The 17,127-nt window shown below is 36.0% G+C and carries 11 protein-coding genes; 5 read left to right on the forward strand and 6 right to left on the reverse strand.

Annotation, left to right across the window (positions count from 1 at the left end; translation table 11 throughout):
* Positions 1-48: 48 nt before the first annotated feature.
* The 5 genes from RM51_RS07455 to ppk1 form a co-directional block, all read right to left on the reverse strand.
* A complete protein-coding gene (locus RM51_RS07455) occupies positions 49-3,087 on the reverse strand; it encodes a choice-of-anchor I family protein (protein WP_039367020.1) in 3,039 nt (1,012 codons plus the stop codon).
* 181 nt (positions 3,088-3,268) lie between these two features.
* Positions 3,269-3,421 (reverse strand): hypothetical protein, encoded by a 153-nt coding sequence (locus tag RM51_RS19465; protein ID WP_156122054.1) that lies wholly within the window; start codon positions 3,419-3,421, stop codon positions 3,269-3,271.
* Positions 3,418-4,071 carry an NAD-dependent epimerase/dehydratase family protein gene (locus RM51_RS07460; RefSeq protein ID WP_039367022.1) on the reverse strand — a complete coding sequence of 218 codons (654 nt, stop codon included), beginning with the start codon at positions 4,069-4,071 and terminating at the stop codon, positions 3,418-3,420. The genes RM51_RS19465 and RM51_RS07460 overlap by 4 nt, the downstream gene beginning before the upstream one ends.
* Positions 4,072-4,269: 198 nt before the next feature.
* On the reverse strand, positions 4,270-5,151 hold the full coding sequence (locus tag RM51_RS07465) for a Ppx/GppA phosphatase family protein (RefSeq protein ID WP_039367025.1): 882 nt from the start codon (positions 5,149-5,151) through the stop codon (positions 4,270-4,272).
* Between the two features lie 97 nt (positions 5,152-5,248).
* The gene (ppk1, locus tag RM51_RS07470; RefSeq protein WP_039367028.1) at positions 5,249-7,321 is read right to left on the reverse strand and encodes a polyphosphate kinase 1; all 2,073 of its coding nucleotides are present in this window, start codon (positions 7,319-7,321) and stop codon (positions 5,249-5,251) included.
* A gap of 245 nt (positions 7,322-7,566) precedes the next feature.
* Between ppk1 and dnaK the strand changes: the two genes are divergently transcribed.
* The 4 genes from dnaK (at position 7,567) to RM51_RS07490 (ending at position 14,960) form a co-directional block, all read left to right on the forward strand.
* Complete coding sequence (dnaK, locus tag RM51_RS07475; protein WP_039367030.1) at positions 7,567-9,459, forward strand: molecular chaperone DnaK; 1,893 nt, start codon at positions 7,567-7,569, stop codon at positions 9,457-9,459.
* A 410-nt stretch (positions 9,460-9,869) separates the two neighbouring features.
* Complete coding sequence (locus RM51_RS07480) at positions 9,870-12,779, forward strand: SusC/RagA family TonB-linked outer membrane protein (RefSeq protein ID WP_052248433.1); 2,910 nt, start codon at positions 9,870-9,872, stop codon at positions 12,777-12,779.
* A gap of 10 nt (positions 12,780-12,789) precedes the next feature.
* Positions 12,790-14,328 (forward strand): RagB/SusD family nutrient uptake outer membrane protein, encoded by a 1,539-nt coding sequence (locus RM51_RS07485; protein WP_039367033.1) that lies wholly within the window; start codon positions 12,790-12,792, stop codon positions 14,326-14,328.
* Between the two features lie 116 nt (positions 14,329-14,444).
* Positions 14,445-14,960: a thioredoxin family protein gene (locus RM51_RS07490; protein ID WP_039367042.1), complete on the forward strand. Its 516-nt coding sequence runs from the start codon at positions 14,445-14,447 to the stop codon at positions 14,958-14,960.
* A 51-nt stretch (positions 14,961-15,011) separates the two neighbouring features.
* Here the strand turns inward: RM51_RS07490 and RM51_RS07495 are convergent, their stop codons facing one another.
* Positions 15,012-15,407 carry a DUF7674 family protein gene (locus RM51_RS07495; protein ID WP_039367047.1) on the reverse strand — a complete coding sequence of 132 codons (396 nt, stop codon included), beginning with the start codon at positions 15,405-15,407 and terminating at the stop codon, positions 15,012-15,014.
* 450 nt (positions 15,408-15,857) lie between these two features.
* Here RM51_RS07495 and RM51_RS07500 point away from each other — a divergent pair, with 450 nt between their 5' ends.
* Positions 15,858-16,871, forward strand: a complete 1,014-nt coding sequence (locus tag RM51_RS07500; protein ID WP_039367050.1) for a nucleoid-associated protein — start codon at positions 15,858-15,860, stop codon at positions 16,869-16,871.
* Positions 16,872-17,127: the final 256 nt, after the last annotated feature.

Consider the following 17,127-nt stretch of genomic DNA (forward strand, 5'->3'; position numbering starts at 1 on the left):
ATTTATCCACTTAATAAAGTAAGTTCACAGCATTCAATTAAAGATATTCTACTTTACAATTACTCTCTTCACTTCACCTTCTGAAGTTTTAATTAAATACACTCCGGTATTCAATTTAGATGTATCGATGGTCAAAGCTTTTTTCTCTTTTCCAAGTAGCTTTCCGGACATATCATATAATTCATAATCCTGAACTCTGTTGAAATACAATGTATTTCCTTTAGTTACCGGATTCGGGAATACATTGAACGTTGCTTTCTCAATTTTTGTTTCTCCAGTTGCCAATGTTGCAGAATTGATTTCATACATCGATAATGTACCACTGATCTCATTGGCAATGATTACATAGCCTTTTCCTGTAGTCGTATTTTCAGGGGCAATATAGATGATTCCTTCAGGGCCATTGTCTCCGCCATACGCTGAAGTCGTTCGGGAATGTTTGTAGTCTGTGAAAGTAGGATTACTCGGATCTGTAACGTTATAAACCATTACACCGCCAGTTCTTTCCAATGTGATGAAAGCATACGTTTGACCTCCAATCGTTCCCAAAGCTACACCTTCCGGTTCCGGACCTTTTGCACGGCTTCGGGTTTTAGTTCCGTTGGCTTCATTGTCGGCATTGAAGATCAATGGATGACTGGCAGCAATATATCTTTCAAATCTGTCGCCACTGTCATAAACGATCTGTTTCGTATCTGTATTGAAAATGGAAAACGAACGTGCTCCCAATGCTGCGATTTCTTCAAAGTCGGTATCTCCGTCCGTATTTCCTGTTGCATTAGACACTCTGAATCTTCCCAAATTATAAGAAGCTTTTAAAATAGAAGACTGAGGGAAAAGTGTTGCATCCATAGCGTACTCATTGGCACCTACTGTTGTTCTTTCACTGAATCCTGAAAGATCCTTTTCATCACCCTCGTTTGCTGTTACAAGATAATTGGTACTTCCTACTTTAAAGTTTTGAACCCCATCCGGCATATAATAGGCTTTTACAGGCCAGTTTGCAATTAAAACTTCACCATTATTATCTGATGCATCAAAACCGTTTCCAGGAAGGTTCATATCTTTTTTACCTAATCCCCAAATGCTGGTAATTGTTTTTGTCGCTAAATTGATCTCTGCAATGGCATTATTTTCCTGAAGGGTAACCCAAGCTTTCTGGCTGTCAGAACTTACAGTCACATATTCCGGTTCCAGATCCTGAGAAAGTGTATTGTTGGTTCTTACTTTTCTTAGTCCGGTTGCTGTTAAAGCTGCCACCTGAGAATCAAAAGCATTGAAGTTAAGCGTTGTTACATTAGTCTGAGTAAGGTTGTTGATTCCTCCTGAGATATCAATAATACTTATAGAACCTTCAGGATCTACAGTGTAAGCATCATTAGGTTCACCTTCGTTAGCAGTAATTACTTTTGTTCCGTCAGGCGAGAAAGTAATCATATCCGGTAAAGCGCCTACAGTCACCTGCTTTAAAAAGGTTCCGTTAATATCAAAAAATACCACAGAGCCATTTAGTTGCGGGTTGGTATTTGGAGAAGCGGCAGCAATGATTCCATTTTTCACGGCAATACTTGTGATACCACCGTAAGGAGCCATATTAATTGTACTTACAACACTAGGTGTTGTTGGAGTACTGAAATTAATAATATCAAAAACATCAGTAATTGAACTAATGGTAAATAATCTTTGGGAAGTCGGATCATGAACTACAATTTCCGTAGAACTATTGTTTGTTCCTGAAGGGTCAAAACTTCCTATATAATTTAATGAAATTTGATTGGAAGGAACGGGTGCCGGTTTATCATTATCCACAATATAGATTGTAGCATTATTGTCACCAGAAATCGTCGCGCCGACAGGATTTTCAAGACTTACCACAAAATATTCAGCCTGTTGTTCTTCTAATGTATCATCAATGATTGGAATGTTTACCGTGTAGCTTGTCATTGATGGAGTTAAAGTAATCGTTTGATTGGCTAACGTAAAATCACTGTTATTTGCGGTGCTGAACGGTGTCGGTTTTACAACTAAATTAACGGTTGAAGCTGAAGGATTGGTCACATTAATCTTAAATGCTAAAGTCCCTGCATTTTCATTTACTTTAATAAAGTTTTTATCTAAAGAAATTGAAGTTCCAGCTGTTGTAAACGTTGTTGAAGTTGATGTCGTCACAGCATTATCACTTGTATCTTCTACCATATTCGGTTTTAAAGCCAAATAATAAGTCTGGTTAGGAACTAATCCTGAAGTAGGGATTACTGTGATCTTGTTGTTAGAAAAAGTAGTGGTGAAGGGAACTTGTGTACCTGAAGCATTTCCAAGACGGAAATCTACAAGCGTTTGTGCATTAGAATCGTTGATCGTTGAGTTGTCTGTTAACCGTACATTTTCATTAAAAGTGATGGTAGGGTTTACAGTAGTAGAAGCATTATTTGTGTTGTTTGTAGGAAGATAAGCTACGGTGGGTGGGGTGGTGTCAGCTCCGCTTACCGCTGTAGCATCTACTGTGAAGTTATCAAAACGGTTGTTTCCTACCGTTCCTCCTGCTCCTGCAGCAAATTCAACTTTAAGTTTGAAATTAGGGTTGTTGGCAACTCCTGTAATTGCAGAAAAATCAAATGTAATTAACTGAGGGTTTGCATCCAGCGGAGAAACCGTTTGGTACGGTAAAAACGTCGTTCCGTCAATCGAATAGCTCCAGGTTTGAGTTCCTGCTCCCGAACCGGATCTTCTTGTTGTGAATTTTACAACTACATTATTGTATCCTGTTGTTGGTAGATTGAATTGTAAATTACCTCCAATGGGAATATTATATCTTAAATGGGTTCCTGAAGCATCTCCGTTTCTGGCATTTAAATTGTCAACGTTGAAATTTTGTCCTGTTCCCCCTGCGAAATCGATTTCAGTAGTTCCGCCTACAAATACAGCCATTGAACCTCCAATTAATGTAGAAGTCGGTGCAGTGATGGTGGCAGCAGAAGTATTGTTATTAAAATTCCAGTAGTGAATAAGAGAGGTCTGTCCGAAAAGATTTCCCTGAAGAAAAAATGCGGCAATTACAGAACCTTTTAACAAGTAGTTATTAATCATTTTTACTTATATTAAGTTTATGCAAAAATGAAGTTTCTACTTTGCAAACATTTTAAGGTAATTTTAATAAATGTTTAATAAATAGGTAATTGTAGTGGGCGAAAAGTAGTGGTAATAAGATCACAAGAAAGATAAACATACCCGTAGAGATAGTATGATATAATATAGGGAAATAATTGTACTACTTTACTGTTTGTCCTGATGGAGTAAGGCTTTTGGTTACAGGCTGCTGTCCTCCCAATGGATGCTTCTGCATGAAAAAAAAGCCTGAAATAGCCGTCAGAACAAGTAATACAAAGATAACCAGGAAAATTCTTTTTAACATATCTTTCATACCGCTAGATTTTTAATGTCTCTAATTTCTAATGTTGAAGTTGGGTATCCTTTTTTTACGGCATTGATCATTGCTCTCCCCACTTCGTGTAAAGTTAATGATTTTGACGGTAAAAAAACAGGAAACAACCAAATAAAAGGTTTAAAGAACCATTTTACATTTTCTTGACCCTCAACAGGTTTCATGAATCCGGGGCGTAAATTGTACGCGGCTTTTAATCCCAGCTTTTTTAAAGCGTTCTCTGTTTTACCTTTTACTCTTGCCCACATTATTTTTCCGCTTTCTGTACTGTCGGTATGAGCTCCTGAAACATAATTGAAGACCATATTCGGGTTTTGGTTTAAAACTACCTTTGCGAAATGTAAGGTTACGTCATAAGTCGTTTTAATATATTCTTCTTCACTCATTCCTACACTGCTGATTCCTGCACAGAAGAAAACAGCATCATAGCCTTTCAGATTTTCGTCATTCATATCGATTGTTAAAAAGTCTGAAACAATGTATTCTTTAAGTTTTGCGTGTTTCTTTCCGGATGGTTTTCTGCTTACGCTTAATATTTCTGATATATTGGGGTTTTCAAGACATTCCATTAAAACTCCTTCCCCTACCATTCCTGTTGCTCCCGTTAGAATTATTTTGAGTGTGTCCATTTTCGTTGTTTTTCTTAATGACGTTTACTGATCGGGCTTTACTTTAATTTTTTTAGAAAATTTAATCATTTTTATTTTTGGGAAATTTCCGGAGAAGATTTTTCCGTCGTCAGAATGACGGTCTTGTGATCGTGTGTAGAAATAAAAAACCAGTCAAAAAAAATGACTGGTTTTATAATTTATGTATTTTAAAATTAATTATTTAGTATGTAATTTACTGTAAATATTATGGATAAGTCCATCTGCAACAGATATTTTAGGAACGAAAATACGGTTGATATCCGACCACGACATGACATTATTAAAGATTTTCAATGCATGAACCAAAACATCTGCACGATCCTGTCTTAAATTGTATTGGGTCATTCTTTCATCTATCGTAAGTCCTGCAAATTCTTTGTAAGCCTTTTTCAAATAAGAAGCTGACATAGGCTTTCCGTCTTTGGTTTTGCTTAAAGAAAATACTTTATTGATGTTTCCACCGGAACCAATAGCAACAATAGGTTTTTTACTTACAATATTGGCTTTTATTTCCTCTTTCATTTCTTTCCAATTCGCTTCTGTCACCAAATCGTTCAGAAGACGTATCGTTCCAATATTGAATGATTTTTCATACATCATTCTGCCATTTTCATAGAATGTAAGTTCGGTAGAACCCCCTCCAACGTCTACATAGAGGTAAGCGAAATTTTTGTCGAGTCCCTCTGCAACATGGTTTTCATAGATGAGAGTAGCCTCTTCATCGCCTGAGATAATTTCAATATCAATTCCCGAAGTTTCTTTTACTTCTTTTATAATATCCTGTCCGTTTGCAGCGTCGCGCATGGCACTGGTTGCACATGCTCTGTAATGCTGCACATTGTAAATCCTCATCAAATCGCTGAAAATTTTCATGGAATCGAGAACCATTTTTTCTCTCTCCGCGCCAATTTTTCCCATAGTGAAAACATCCATACCTAATCTCAAAGGAATCCTGAGAAGATTAAGCTTGATGAATTCAGGCTCTTTCTGCTGAGTTTTTACTTCGTTTATTAAAAGTCGGGCTGCATTACTTCCTATGTCTATCGCTGCGATGATCATTATGTTCGTACGGATTTTTATTAAATTTCAGTTAATGAATTGAATTTACAAAAATATATTATTACTTCCCATTTAAAGCAAAGATTTTAGTGAACAATTACTTTTTTGTAGCCTTTGCTTTTAGATATTTATAGGTTTCTACCTGAGAACGGCATTCCTCTTTATTATTTCGGATGTATTCGTTGCTCAGTTTTTTGTCTAATATTCTTGCTTTTACATTATCACGCAGCTGAATATCAAGAATGTCTTTCAATTCGGTTTTTAAACTTTTATCAGTGATTTTTGCCGCTGCTTCTATTCTGTAATCAAGGTTTCTGGTCATCCAGTCGGCAGAAGAAATGTATAAATCTTCCGAACCTTTATTATAGAAATACATCACTCTTGCATGTTCCAGGTACTCGTCTACAATACTGATGGCTTTTATTTTTTCTTTGAAGTCTTTTTGGTTGACAGCACAGTAAATTCCTCTTACAATCATTTTTACCACAACGCCTGCGTTGGCGGCATCATAAAGCTTCATAATAAGAATACGGTCGCTTACCGAATTGGCTTTAATGATTATTTCTGCCTTTTTTCCTGCTTTAGCTTCTTCTATCTCTTTATCAATATGGTGAATGATTTTTTCACGCATAAACTGAGGACAAACCAAAAGGTTTTTACAGGTTTTTAATACAGTAAGATAGTCTTCCTTCGGCTTTCTCAGTACATTAAAAACTTTATTGATATCTGCCATTACTCCTCTGTCAGAAGTCATGATGAGATGATCTCCGTAGATTCTTGCCGTTTTTTCGTTAAAGTTACCCGTACTTATAAATCCGTATTGAATCGTTTTATTATGGGCTCTTTTTTTGATAACGCACAATTTTGCATGTACTTTCTTATCCGGAATTCCTACCAAAACCGTGATTCCTTCCGGTTCCAGCATTTCTTTCCACTCTAAATTGGATTCTTCATCAAATCTTGCCTGAAGTTCAAGCATAACCGTTACTTCTTTACCATTTCTGGCAGCATTGATCAACGCATTGATGATTTTTGAGCTGCTTGCCAAACGATAAGCAGTAATCTGAATTGATTTTACATCCGGATCCATCGCAGCTTCACGCAGAAGATCGATTACAGGATTGTATTTATGATAAGGGAAAGTAAGGAGAACATCATGTTTCAAAATCACATCTGTTACTCTTTCTCCATGTTCAAAAGCAGGATGCATGAAAGAAGTTCTTTCTACAGGTCTTTCGTATTTTTCAAAAACATCCGGAAAATCCATAAAATGCTTGAAATTATGAATCTTTCCTCCCGGAATAATACTGTCTTTCTTCGTTAAGTTCAATTTTCGGATAAGCATTTCCAGAAGGGCTTTATCCATATCTTTATCAAAAACGAAACGGGTAGGTTTTCCTTTTCTTCTGTTCTTTAATCCTTTTTCAATTTTTTCTGCGAAATTCGTTCGGATGTCATTATCAAGATCCAATTCAGCATCTTTAGTTACTTTAAAAGCATTGGCAGAAAACTCATCATATCCAAAATAAGAGAAAATGTGTGGTAAGTTGAATGTAATAACGTCTTCTAACAACATGACGTCTTTTTCCTCAGGATCTTCCGTTGGAAGCAAAAGAAATCTTCCTACAAATCTTGACGGAATTTCAATAATGGCATAATTGCTTGAATATTGCCAGTCTTTTTTTCTCATCGCAACCCCCAAATAAAGACTTTTGTCTCTCATATAAGGCATTGGTGTATTTTCATGAAGAAGAATAGGAATAACATTGGCTTCTACGACTTCATCAAAATAATTTCTGACAAATTCTTTTTGTTTTGCCGTTAAGTTTTTTGCGGTTTTAATGAAAACTTTATGATCAGCCATTTCAAGCTGAATTTTTTTCCAGGTTTTATCAAAATTCTGCTGATGTCTTATAACAATGTCATTAATTCTCTGGAGGATTTTTGAAGGAGGTTGGTAGAACGACTCGGCGATTACCTTCTCTTTAAAGTCCATTGCACGTTTTAATCCTGCTACACGTACTCTGAAAAATTCATCTAAATTATTAGAAAAAATTCCTAAAAAGCGGATTCTTAAATGTAAAGGTACGTTTTCGTCCATAGCTTCCTGTAATACTCTTTCGTTGAAGGCAAGCCATGTAATATCTCTTGGATTAAAGTGTAATGACATTCTCTGGTTTATATTTTATCAAAAATAATAATTCAGGAGATTATGATCCCTATAATACAGGTTAAACTTTGATTAATTTTTATACAGGTTAATGTCAAAACTGTCTTGAATAGTGTAGTTTTATTACTATGAACTGGTCTCTTTATCTTGTATTGTGTCATTTTGTCACATGAATGCAAATGGTACAGATATTGAGAAATTGAGAGTGTAAATTAATTTTAAAAATTAGAAAAAATATAAATATTATGAGTAAAATAATTGGAATTGACTTAGGAACAACCAACTCTTGTGTTGCTGTAATGGAGGGTAAAGACCCTGTTGTTATTCCTAATGCTGAAGGTAAAAGAACGACTCCTTCTATTGTAGCATTTACAGAAGACGGAGAAAGAAAAGTAGGAGATCCTGCAAAAAGACAAGCGGTAACTAACCCAAAGAAAACGGTATATTCTATTAAAAGATTTATCGGAACTCACTTCAAAGAAGATGCGAAAGAAATTTCAAGAGTACCTTATGAAGTAGTTTCTGGGCCAAACGATACTGTAAAAGTAAAAATTGACGATAGAGAATATACTCCACAAGAAATTTCTGCAATGACGCTTCAGAAAATGAAGAAAACTGCTGAAGATTATCTTGGTCAGGAAGTAACAAGAGCGGTAATCACTGTTCCTGCATACTTCAATGATGCGCAAAGACAAGCTACTAAAGAAGCTGGTGAAATCGCAGGTCTTAAAGTAGAAAGAATTATCAACGAGCCAACTGCTGCTGCGTTAGCTTACGGTTTGGATAAGGCTCATAAAGATCAAAAAATCGCTGTGTATGACCTTGGTGGTGGTACTTTCGATATCTCTATCCTAGATTTAGGTGATGGTGTATTCGAAGTATTGTCTACAAACGGTGATACGCACTTAGGAGGTGATGACTTTGATGATGTCATCATCAACTGGATGGCAGACGAATTCAAAGCTGAAGAAGGAGTAGAATTAAAATCTGATGCAATTGCATTACAAAGATTGAAAGAAGCGGCTGAAAAAGCTAAAATTGAATTATCTTCTTCTCCACAAACGGAAATCAACCTTCCATATATTACAGCTACAGCTACAGGTCCTAAACACTTAGTGAAGACTTTAACTAAAGCTAAATTCGAGCAATTATCTGCAGATCTAGTAAGAAGATCTATGGAACCTGTTGCTAAAGCATTGAAAGATGCAGGTTTATCAACTTCAGATATCGACGAAGTAATCTTGGTAGGAGGTTCTACAAGAATCCCAATCATCCAGGAAGAAGTAGAAAAATTCTTCGGTAAAAAACCTTCAAAAGGGGTTAACCCGGATGAGGTTGTAGCAATTGGTGCAGCGATTCAAGGAGGTGTATTGACAGGTGATGTAAAAGACGTTCTTTTATTAGATGTTACTCCACTTTCTTTAGGGATCGAAACAATGGGTTCTGTTTTCACTAAATTAATTGAAGCGAACACAACAATCCCAACTAAAAAATCTGAGGTATTCTCTACAGCTTCTGACAATCAGCCTGCTGTAAGCATCAGAGTAGGACAGGGAGAAAGACCAATGTTCAACGATAATAAAGAAATCGGAAGATTTGATTTAACAGATATTCCACCAGCACAAAGAGGAGTTCCTCAAATTGAAGTAACTTTCGACATTGATGCGAATGGTATCCTAAGTGTTTCTGCTAAAGATAAAGGAACTGGTAAAGAGCAGTCTATTAAAATTCAGGCATCTTCTGGTCTTTCTGACGAAGAAATCGAAAGAATGAAGAAAGAAGCTCAGGAAAATTCTGCAGCTGATAACAAGAGAAAAGAAGAAGTTGAAATCTTCAACAAAGCTGACGGATTGATCTTCCAGACTGAAAAACAATTGAAAGAGTTTGGTGATAAATTATCTGCTGATAAAAAAGCAGCGATCGAAACAGCTCACACGGAATTGAAAGCAGCTTTCGAAGCTAAAAATGGTGATGAAGTGAAAGCTAAAACAGAAGCTTTAGATGCAGCTTGGATGGCAGCTTCAGAAGAGATGTATGCACAGGGACAAGGTGCTCAAGGTGCAGATGCAGGAGCTCAGAATGCTGGAAATGCAGGTGCAGAAGATGTACAAGATGCAGACTTCGAAGAAGTGAAGTAAGTATTGAACAACAATAAATAACTCTAAACCGCCGAAAATCTAAGATTTTCGGCGGTTTTTTTATGTTCAATTTTTTCTGAGATTGAAACTCTGGATTGTATTTTATGTTGTTGAATTTCAGAAGGATGTGATTCTATTTATTAAGCTTTTGCTTTATAATTATTGATAGTTTCGGATAGGTGTATTTGCAATGGTTTATTTGTTTGACTTTTAATTGTTTATGTGTTTTTATTTCTCTAAAAAGAGAATATTAACAGGTTACTACAGGATAGCAGAAATTTTCGAGAACTATACTTTTATGAAATAAAATATGAGAAATATCATGTCTTTTTAGATTAAGTATTTCTTACGTTTTGTTCACACAAAGGATACAAGTAAATTTTTAACAATTAATAATCACGAATCATAGAATGAAGAAATCTATAGTGGCTTTAGGTATTTTGTTAAGTACCACAGGTTCTATTTTCGCACAGGAAAAGCAAACTATCGGTACAGCCAAGGATAGTATAAAATCGGATAAGACTAAAGATATCGAAGAGGTTGTTGTTATTGCTTATGGAAGTCAGAAAAAAGGAGAGGTTACAGGTGCTGTAGGTAAAGTGAATGCCGGAAGCTTTAAAGACCGTCCTATTGCAAGAGTCGATCAGGCATTAACAGGCCAGATTGCGGGAGTTAAAACACGTGCTACTTCAGGGAAACCAGGTGAACCATTGGAGATTAGAGTACGTGGTACTGCATCGATTTCGGCGAGTAATTCACCGGTTTACGTGGTAGATGGAATGGTAGTGGATGATATGGCGAATATTTCTCCGGATGATGTGCAATCGATTGAAGTACTTAAAGATGCTGCTTCTACAGCGATGTACGGATCAAGAGGTTCAAACGGGGTCGTGATTATTACCACTAAAAAAGGGGCTTCAGGGAAACCAACTTTCAGCTTTTCTCAATATTACGGAGTTCAGACGATCGAGAAAAAACTCGATATCATGACAAGTTCAGAGTGGATTGATTTTGCAACTGAAGCGATCAACAAAAGATGGGTAGCTTTAGCTCCCGGGAATTCGGCTTCAGACAGTTATGAAAAAAGAGCACAGTATTTTAATCTTGCCAACACAACAGATTACAACTTAGCCAATATCAATTATATGATCGATCCGCGATGGGGAACCAATCAGGTGGCATACATTGACTGGCAGGACGAGTTCTATCGTCCGGCTGCTATTCAGAATTATCAGCTTGCGGTAAGAGGAGGAGGTAAAGGGATAAAATATGCTATTTCGGGAGCTTATTTTGATCAGGAAGGTTTGGCAATCAATACAGGTTTCAATAGATTTAATTTGAGTGCAGCGATTGATGTAAATCTTTCAGATAAATTAAAAGCAGGGGTTACCTTACGACCAAGTTACTCCAAAAGCTATGGAGCTACTGTGGACGGAAAAGACAACACTGCTCACAAAATGTTATCGATGGTTCCTGTTGCCGAGCTAAGCGCTGGTTTGTATACCAATTTCTGGAAAAATTTACAATACAGATGGGCGGGTTCTACTCAAAGTCCGATTGGGTTAATGGAAAACACAACCAATGATACCAATGAATTCAGATTATTATCAAGCTTGTATGTTTCATATGATATTTTACCGGGTTTGAATTTTAAATTATCAGGAGGAGCAACCAACAACTTCAATACAAACACAGGTTATACCCCAACGTTTAACTTAATTACCAACGTTCCGGGGCAGGTAAGTATCGGAAGCAGAAGAACGGTGAACTACAACAGGTATTTAGGAGAAGGTTTATTAAGCTATAAAAAATCTTTTGGAAGTCATGAGTTTGATGCTATCGCAGGATACAGTGCTGAAAATTACAGAACAACAACTCAATACAACAGAAACAGAGGTTTGCCTAATGATGATTTAAAAACATTTAACTTCACGCAGTCGGTGGCTGTTTTAAACTCAGAATATACCGCTTCAGAATGGATGCTGATTTCCATGTTTGGGCGTGTAAACTACAATTATAAAGGTAAATATATGCTTTCTGCGAGTATTCGTAGAGACGGATCTTCAAGATTTGGATGGAATAATCTTTACGGAACATTTGCCGCATTCGGTGGAGGTTGGAAAATCGATAAAGAAGAGTTTTTACAAGATCAAACTTGGCTGAGCAATTTGAAACTAAGATATAGTTGGGGTGAAAACGGAAACAATTCCATCGGAGATTACAGGGCGTTCGGAACCCTTACGGGTGGTAATTACTCGTTTGGTGGCTCAGTTTCTACAGGTTTAGTTCCAAATACCATTGCAAACCCTGATCTTACTTGGGAAAAAACAAAATCTTCTGATTTCGGTTTGGAAGTAGGTTTATTTAAAAGAATCGATTTCACTGCAGACTATTACATCAAAAATACCAACGACCTTCTTCTTCAGGAGCCTATTGCTTCAGTTACCGGATATAATACGATTTGGAGAAATGTGGGTTCTGTAAGAAATACCGGATTAGAATTAGATTTAAATACAAGAAACTTAGTAGGCGCATTCAAGTGGAATACTTCGGCTAATATTGCATTTAATAATAACAAAGTTACACAGTTAGGAAATAATAACAAGCCAATTCCGACAGGTTTCAGTGATCTTACCAATATTATTATGGTGGGAGAAGAGCTTAATTCCTTCTATCTATATGAAGCAATCGGGGTGCTTTCAAGTGCTGATATCGCCAATGCAGGTGTTGCAAAAACAGTCGGAGCGATTGCAGGTGACGTTAAATATAAAGATGTAAATGGTGACGGAAAAATTGATGAGAACGACCGCCATATCATCGGTGGGCCGACTCCCGATTATTACTGGGGCTTTACCAATACATTCTCGTATAAAAATTTCGATTTGTCGGTATTTTTCCAAGGGCAGAAAGGAGGTTACAGTTATGCATTATTGGGTAGAGCAATCGACCGTACAAGTATGGGAACTACTCAAAATGTGATGGGGAACTGGGCAAACCGTTGGCGTTCTGATGCGGAACCGGGAGATGGAAAAACACCGAGACTGGATGGTACTACAGGAGGTTTGCTGGATACAAGATGGTTGTATGATGCTACTTATATTCAGTTGAAAAACATTACGCTTGGGTATACTTTTGATAAAGAAGTAAGTCAAAAACTTAAAATTTCAAACCTAAGACTCTATGTGAGCTTAGAAAATGTTTGGAGAAAAGATCACTATTATGGTGGTTATAATCCGGAATCTGTACAGTCAGACGGAACCGATTACGGAGCATATCCTAATGCAAAAGTCTATATGATGGGCTTAAACTTTAACTTCTAATTTTATGACAATGAAAACAATATATATTAAAAATAAATTTATTTTACCACTGAATTTTAAAACGTTAGGCAAAGCTTTGATTTTTGGAGCGTTGACAATGTCAGCGATGAGCTGTGAAAAAGATTTGATGCTCGAACCTGAAAATAATATCACACAAACATCTTTTTACACTACAGAATTACAAATTCAGCAGGCGGTGTCCGGAGTTTATTCTGCGATGATCAATTCTTCTTCAAGAGGTGGGTATGATGTAAATTTCTACCTTTTGGCGTCAGAGGTTCGTTCGAATAACTTCAACGCTATTTCTCAAAACGGGAACAGAGATTATTTTGCCATCAACCGTTTTCAGGATACTTCTTCTACCGAGGAGGTGGCAATTCTTTGGGATGATGCCTATCAATTGGTGAGTTATGCCAATAATATTTTAGCAAGAATTGATGAGGTTCCTTTTGCTGACAACGCAACGAAAGAGCAGTACCGTGCAGAAACTAAATTTTTAAGAGCATATGCTTATTTTGAGTTAATGAGAATGTTCGGAAAAGTTCCTTTGATCGATCATCCTATGACGCCAACGGAAGCGGCTGCGGTTCCCAGAACTGATCTTCAAACTTTGTATAATTTTATCACATCAGAAATTGAAGCATCGGTTGCAGGTTTAAAAGACACCTACGATACCAAAAATAAAGGAAGAATCACCAAATCAGCGGCTCATGCCATGTTGGGAAGAATGTATCTTACAGGATATGGTTATCCTTTAAACAACAGCTCTTATCTTACCAAAGCCAAAGTGCACTTATCTGCGGTGATTCAGGTGGAAGGGCAATATGTAACTTTTGCACCCAATTATGCAGATCTTTTCAAAAGTGCGAACGACAATAAGTATCACCTTTTCGAAATCCAGCACATCAGTGGGGGAGTATCTCAGGGATCTTACTTGCCAAGTTATGTATCACCAAACTTTGGGGTAAATGACCCACTTTACAATGCACAGAGCAGTCTTTACAGTTCTGCCGAGTTGGGGGTTTCTACATCATTGATAAATTCTTACGAAGCAGGTGATTTAAGAAAAAACCTTACCATAAAAACTTCATTTATTGCAGCCAATGGTCAGCCGGATAACGCTAATTATTTTATTAAATTTCGTGAACCTGGATTGGTAATCAGTAACCGTTACGATTGGCCAATCAATTTCCCGGTTATTCGATATGCCGATGTGATTTTAATGTACGCAGAAGTTTTAAATTATGAGGGAAGTACAGCGCTTGCTGTTCCTCAACTGAACAGAATCCGCCAGAGAGCAGGTCTTGCCCCTCTTTCCACATCCATTTCATCAGCAGATTTTACAACGGCTTTGAGAAGAGAAAGAAGATCAGAGTTTGCAGGAGAAGGGGTATATTGGCATGATCTGGTAAGATGGAATATCGGTGTAAGTGTCATCAACGCTGCTGCTGCCGCGAACAATTACAATTTTACAATTACCACCAACGATTATTTGTATCAGATTCCACTGAACCAGGTTCAGATAGCCGGATATGAGCAAAATCCTTAAAAATCTATCCTTTATCAAGTTATATTTTGTATTCCCCGAGCGTAAGCGAGGGGAATTTTATTTTAAGAATAAAAAATCTTACATTCGTATCACTTTAAACCAAAAAACAAAATTATATGAAGTTTTCTAAAATACTTGTAATACTGGGATTATTCCTTTTTCAATTAAACTTTGCTCAGGAAAAAGCTGACGTGGTTTTGAACAAAGCACTTGCTGAAGCAAAAGCAAAAAATAAAAATGTACTTCTTGTTTTTCATGCATCATGGTGTAAATGGTGCCATGTGATGGAAAAGAATATGAATCTTCCGGAAACTAAGCCTATTTTTGAAAAGAAATTTGTTACCGCTTATCTTGATGTTCAGGAAATGGGAGATAAGAAAAAACTTGAAAATCCGGGAGGTCAGGAGATCATGAATAAATATAAAGGTGAGAATGCAGGACTTCCGTTTTGGCTGGTTTTAAATCCGAAAGGGGAAGTTCTTACCGATTCTTTCGATCCAAAAGGGGATAATCTTGGTTGTCCTTCCACAGCGGAAGAAGTGGCGACGTTTACGGCGAAGCTAGAGAAGTCTTCAAAGATGAATAAAAGCGAACTGCAAACTATAACAACGGCTTTTAGTGAAAAGAATTAATAAGAGTTTCGGCGGCACCAAAGGTGCCGCCGAAACTCTTTATACTAACTATTATTTTCCAAAAAACATCCTGTCCTGTTTTCGCTGATCGTTGTAGATCACCTGAAAAGTTACAGGCATATTTTGATAAAGAAGCTTCCAATGTTGGATTTTTCCGTGTTTCTTAAAGCTTTCAAAAGATCTTACAAAGATGTTTTCGATGATGCTTTGTACATAAGAATCACCATTTTTATAGATCATATCCATAAGTTTAATATGATGGGCAATGATGTTGACTTTCGATTCCTGTAAAAGTCTTTTTAAATAATTAATCGTTGCCTGAATAACCCCTGCAAAATTATCCTGTGAAGACAATTGTGTGATTTCGTTTCGAAGAGGGGGGTAGAAAAATTTTAAATACTCCATAGCTGTTTTCTGATTGATAGCTTGCATATTTACGTTCACCATAATTAATATTTTTCAAGTACCAATATTGCAGCGAAAAGTATACCAAGATAAAAGCGAAATAAATAATTAACTATTTTTTATAATCATGATAATATAGTGACCAAAAAATGACTTTAACATCTCTGTTTATGGAGGTTGCGTAATTTTTTCATTTTTTTATTTCGATGGTATTTTAAGATGTAAAATGTTGATTTCTAATTTAGTTTTGAATTTTCTGTTTTTCTTTGTTTTGTAATGAAACGGATGAAAAATGTAATGAAAATAATATGGCAGAAATGAAAATTTGTCCTGAAAAAGTTCTGACAAATATGAAAAGCTATGACATGAAATCACTTTTAAATAGTTGAATTGAATTTTAATATCCTTAGCAAAATGATAAGGTTTTCTCAAAATGAAAAACTGTGGAGTCTCTGAGATAATTAATATCTTTGCAATCCATAAAAATCGAAAATGTTTTCAAAAATTATAGTACACAGAGTCGGAAATAAAATCAACGGAGAATCTTTAATGCTTTCTCAGGAAGAATTGCAGCTGGATGAAGGAATGGCAGAATTGCTGGAAAACTACTTTTTAGGTTCTTTCAAATCTGAAGAGACTTTCCATTTCTATAGTGATTCTTATTTGGTAAACAATCCTATTTACAGTGCTGTATCAGGAATTTTTGATGATAAAGCGAAATTTATCTGGGAATCTGAAAATATTGCCAAACACCTTTTTGAAGCAGCTGAAAACCCGAGAGTTCAGGGAGGAGAACTTTTTGTAGTGTATTTTGAAGACGAAAGAGAAAGTGGTGAGAAAGTAGATAAAATAGGAATTTTTAAAACTGAAAAAAGAGAATCTTTCTTGAAGATTGCTCCTCAGGAAGAAAGTTTCGAAATTGAAAAAGATATGGGAATCGGTTTATCTAAAATTGATAAAGCGGCTCTTATTTATAATAATGATAAAGAAACCGGGTACGTACTTTCTGTGGTTGACAACAACAAAAATGGAGATATGTATTATTGGTTTGAAGATTTCTTAAAAGTGAAGCAGCGTGATGATGAATATTTTCACACCCAGGAAGCTTTAATGGTGTATAAAGACTATATCACGAAGCAATTGCCTCAGGAATTTGAAGTTTCCAAAGCGGATCAGGCAGACTTTCTGAATAAATCAATCAATTTCTTTAAAGAAAAAGAAGAGTTTAAGCTGGATGAATTTGCCAATGAAGTATTGGGAGACGAGCATGTGATTGAAAGTTTTAATAATTTTAAAACCGATTATGAGCAGGATATGCAGATCAATATTGCAGAAGAGTTCCCTATTAGTGAGGCTGCAGTGAAAAAAACACAAAGACATTTCAAAAGTATCATTAAACTGGATAAAAACTTTCATATCTATATTCACGGAGATCGCCAAAAGTTGGCTACAGGTGAAGATGAAAAAGGGAAATACTATATGTTGTATTTCGATAAAGAAGTTTAGTACTTTTTTTAAAATTATTTCAGCTTTTCAAGCGATAGAAATTAATCCTATTTAGGTGACGAAAATAAAAATAACTCTAATCTTTCTGGTTAGAGTTATTTTGTGATTTTTTGTACTATTAAATAGCCATTTTTTATGAATTTGAATAAAATAACTCTAATTTTATTTGTTAGAGTTATTTTGCTTTTAATTTAAATAAATCCTTTATTGGTGGTGTTTGTATTGATTTTTTAAATTTTATTTTTAAAAAAGTTAA

This window comes from Chryseobacterium taiwanense, assembly GCF_000813825.1.
GTDB lineage: Bacteria > Bacteroidota > Bacteroidia > Flavobacteriales > Weeksellaceae > Chryseobacterium > Chryseobacterium taiwanense.